3 protein-coding genes are annotated in these 3,348 nt (G+C 36.1%); 2 read left to right on the top strand and 1 reads right to left on the bottom strand.

Going from position 1 to position 3,348, the window contains the following annotated elements; genetic code table 11:
* Nucleotides 1–411 precede the first annotated feature (411 nt).
* Nucleotides 412–1,533, top strand: coding sequence for an ABC transporter permease (locus tag AC06OU_RS03835; protein WP_475854093.1), 1,122 nt, complete (start codon nucleotides 412–414; stop codon nucleotides 1,531–1,533).
* Nucleotides 1,534–2,211 carry an ABC transporter ATP-binding protein gene (locus AC06OU_RS03840; RefSeq protein ID WP_298473518.1) on the top strand — a complete coding sequence of 226 codons (678 nt, stop codon included), beginning with the start codon at nucleotides 1,534–1,536 and terminating at the stop codon, nucleotides 2,209–2,211.
* 609 nt (nucleotides 2,212–2,820) lie between these two features.
* Here AC06OU_RS03840 and AC06OU_RS03845 read toward each other — a convergent pair.
* Nucleotides 2,821–3,348 (bottom strand): family 1 glycosylhydrolase (locus AC06OU_RS03845; RefSeq protein WP_475854095.1); only part of this gene is annotated, 528 nt, incomplete at its 5' end.

Genomic DNA, 3,348 nt, shown 5'->3' on the forward strand with positions numbered 1-3,348 from the left:
CCAGAAGATTTAAAATAATGAAAAGATTAATGGGTGCGGATATTTATTGAACAACAAACCGCTAGTCTGGTCTCCAGGATATAAGTAAATTACACTTTCACATCAAAATAATATTAATATAACGAATTGATACTAATAAAATATATATATTATCAAAAAACAACCGAAAAAAATTTTAAAAAAGTTTAGCTAAAGTTCATATAAGTGATTTATACTGTAAATCGAGGCGTATAGGAGGGACATATTATTCAACCTCAAAAAAGCTATATTTATTTTTTTGGCAAACTTTTGTTATATTAATATATCTTTATTGGATTGAGTTAATGTGTTTTCTTATGATCTGTTCTTCTAGTAGTCAGAACCATAGAGAAATCTATCGTCAAATAACATATATAAGAGGAGGAACATAGAATGTTTTTAGCAATAAAAGAAATGAAACATTCCAAAACACGTTTTGCAATGATTGGCACAATCATTATGCTAATTGCATGGCTTGTTTTTATTTTATCAGGCTTAGGTAATGGATTATCCACATTAGCTGCTGCAACGATGAAAAATATCGATGGAGATCTTTTCATATATGAAGAGGGCTCTGAAGGAACGATGATGAAAACGAAGGTGTCTGGAGCAATCGCAGAAGACATTGAGGGTAAATACGGTGTTAAGGAAGCTGCAAAATTTGGACAATCAACAATCATTATTCAAAATGAAGCTACTACCAACACAAAAGAAAAACATGATGTTGCCTTTATCGGGGTAGATCCTGGCAAATTTATCGAACCAAAAGTTGTAGAAGGTAAGCAATTAGATCCAAATGATCCATTTGGTGTACTAATTGATGAATCTCTACAGAAAAAAGGATATGAAATTGGCGATACGATTGTAGTAACTAGTTCAGACATCAAATTAAACATAGTAGGATTTACAACTGGCGAAACATTTAACCATTTACCTACAGTCTTTGTTGATGTTGCAACTTGGCAATCTTATGCCTTTGCAGCACCTGGTTCAAATAATGGTCTAGAAGATCCTGTAACGATGATTGCTTTACAAGGAACTTCAATGGAAGCTGACCAGATCGCTAAAGACTATGACTTAATTGAAACGTTCACGAAATCAGAAGCGGTAATGGGAATGCCTGGTTATAAAGAAGAAAGTGCCACTATTTACATGATGCTTGCCTTCTTATTTGCCATCTCTGCAGTTATTATTGCCGTATTTTTCTATGTATTCATTTTACAAAAAACGCAGCAGTTCGGTGTTATGAAAGCAATTGGTGCTTCAAACCGATTTATTAAAAATTCAATCGTCACACAAGTATTTGTTTTATCGTTAGTTAGCATTATCGCGGGTATCGGATTGACTTATTTGACAGCATTAGTCTTCCCAGAAGACATGCCATTCAACTTAGATTTTAATATGGTATTGATCTATGGAGTAGTTCTTTTAATTGTTTCTGTTTTAGGTTCCGTTATTTCCGCACGTCAAGTAACGAAAATCGATCCATTAACAGCGATTGGGAGAGTGGAATAAATGACAGGTTTAGTATTAAACAATGTAACAAAATCATTTAAAGAAGGCGATTCAACTGTTGACGCTTTAAAAAATGTTTCGCTAACAGTTGCACCTGGTGACTTCATCGCCATTATCGGCCCTTCTGGTTCAGGGAAAAGTACATTATTATCTATTGCCGGTGCTCTACTTCAGCCTACTAAAGGGGAAGTATTAGTAGGTGGTACAAACGTTGGTAACATGAAAGAAAAAGATCTTTCAGCATTCCGCCTAACGGATATAGGTTTCATCTTACAAACATCGAACTTAATTCCGTATTTAAACGTGCTCGATCAGTTGCTACTTGTTTGTAAAATGAAAGGAAAGGTAACTCCAGCAGAAAAAGCATTTGCTAAAGAACTGTTAACTGACTTGGGCTTAGGTTCAAAATTGTCCAAGTTCCCGAACGAATTATCTGGTGGGGAACGCCAACGTGTAGCAATTGCCCGTTCGTTCGTTAACAACTCAAATATTATTCTTGCAGATGAACCGACAGCGAGCTTAGACTCTAACCGCGCATTTGAAGTAGTAAAACAAATTCGCAAAGAGGTCAAAGAACGTAACAAGGCTGCTGTAATGGTTACGCATGATGAGCGTATGCTAGAGTTTTGTGACAAAGTGTACCGCATGGAAGACGGCGTGTTAACACTAGAAGGTTAAATTTTAGTTACTAATCTATAAGTTGTAGATTCATTGACTATAAAGAGATTCTCTATACAGCTAATTGGCTGGCTTAAGTTCTGTGTGATGGAACTTAAGCCAGTTTTTTTGTTTAGCTTTGTTAAAGTTATTGGTTGATTTTTACTATTTTTTTATTATAGTGATTGTAAACCTTACAAAAGTGTCAATTCAAATGACTATTAAAAAGTGGTTGTAGTCCGTTTTCCAGCTTTGTTTATGCAAGTAAATTTATAAAAAGGCTTTATCGAAGTCTGAAAGCCGTATCCAATATTGATTGGAGCGCCAGACGGCGACTCCAGCGGGATGAGTGAGACAGATAAGACATCACAACCACGCGCGTAAGCGATGGGTGATGGCTTATCGCTCACCCCGCGGAAAGCGTCCGGCTGGTGCGAAAAATCAATTCCACTTTCTAATGTAAAGATTTATGATCAACCCTACCCTTTAATTATAACCTTTTGTTTTAATCAATCAATATACTTCTGCTGTACGCCATATAAAACACCCCGAAAATGTTAGTTTCAAGTCTAACATTTACGGGGTGTTTCAAAATAAACGGACTTTGCTTAATCTTAAGAACTCTTCATACTACAAGTTGGTTCCATTCGATTCGATGACTTTCTTGTACCAATAATAGCTATTCTTCTTAATGCGCTTTAAATCATGTTCTCCCTCTTCATGCTGATTTACATAAACTAACCCGTAACGTTTTTGGAAGCCGTTTAGCCAACTTAACAAATCTGTGAAGGACCAAATGCAATAACCTAGAACATCGGAGCCATCGGAAACTGCCTCCTGAATGGCAATAATATGAGAACGCAAATATTCAATCCGATAATCATCTTGAACCACTTCTTCGGCTTCTAGCTTATCGTATTCTCCTAACCGATTTTCACTTATCAGAATAGGAAGACCATAACGATTAGTCATTCTACGTAGAGCAATTCTTAAACCTTCGGGATCGATATTCCAATCCCAGTTAGTGCGTTCTAAGTTTGGATTGGCAATTGTTTTATATAATCCCGGTATGCCAGTATCTTTAGACGTTCCTTTTTCACCAGTGGTATTCATTTCCGATGATCCAACACCGCCTACTAAAGGGTTTTCTTCAAAAGT

Source organism: Psychrobacillus sp. (genome assembly GCF_056205495.1).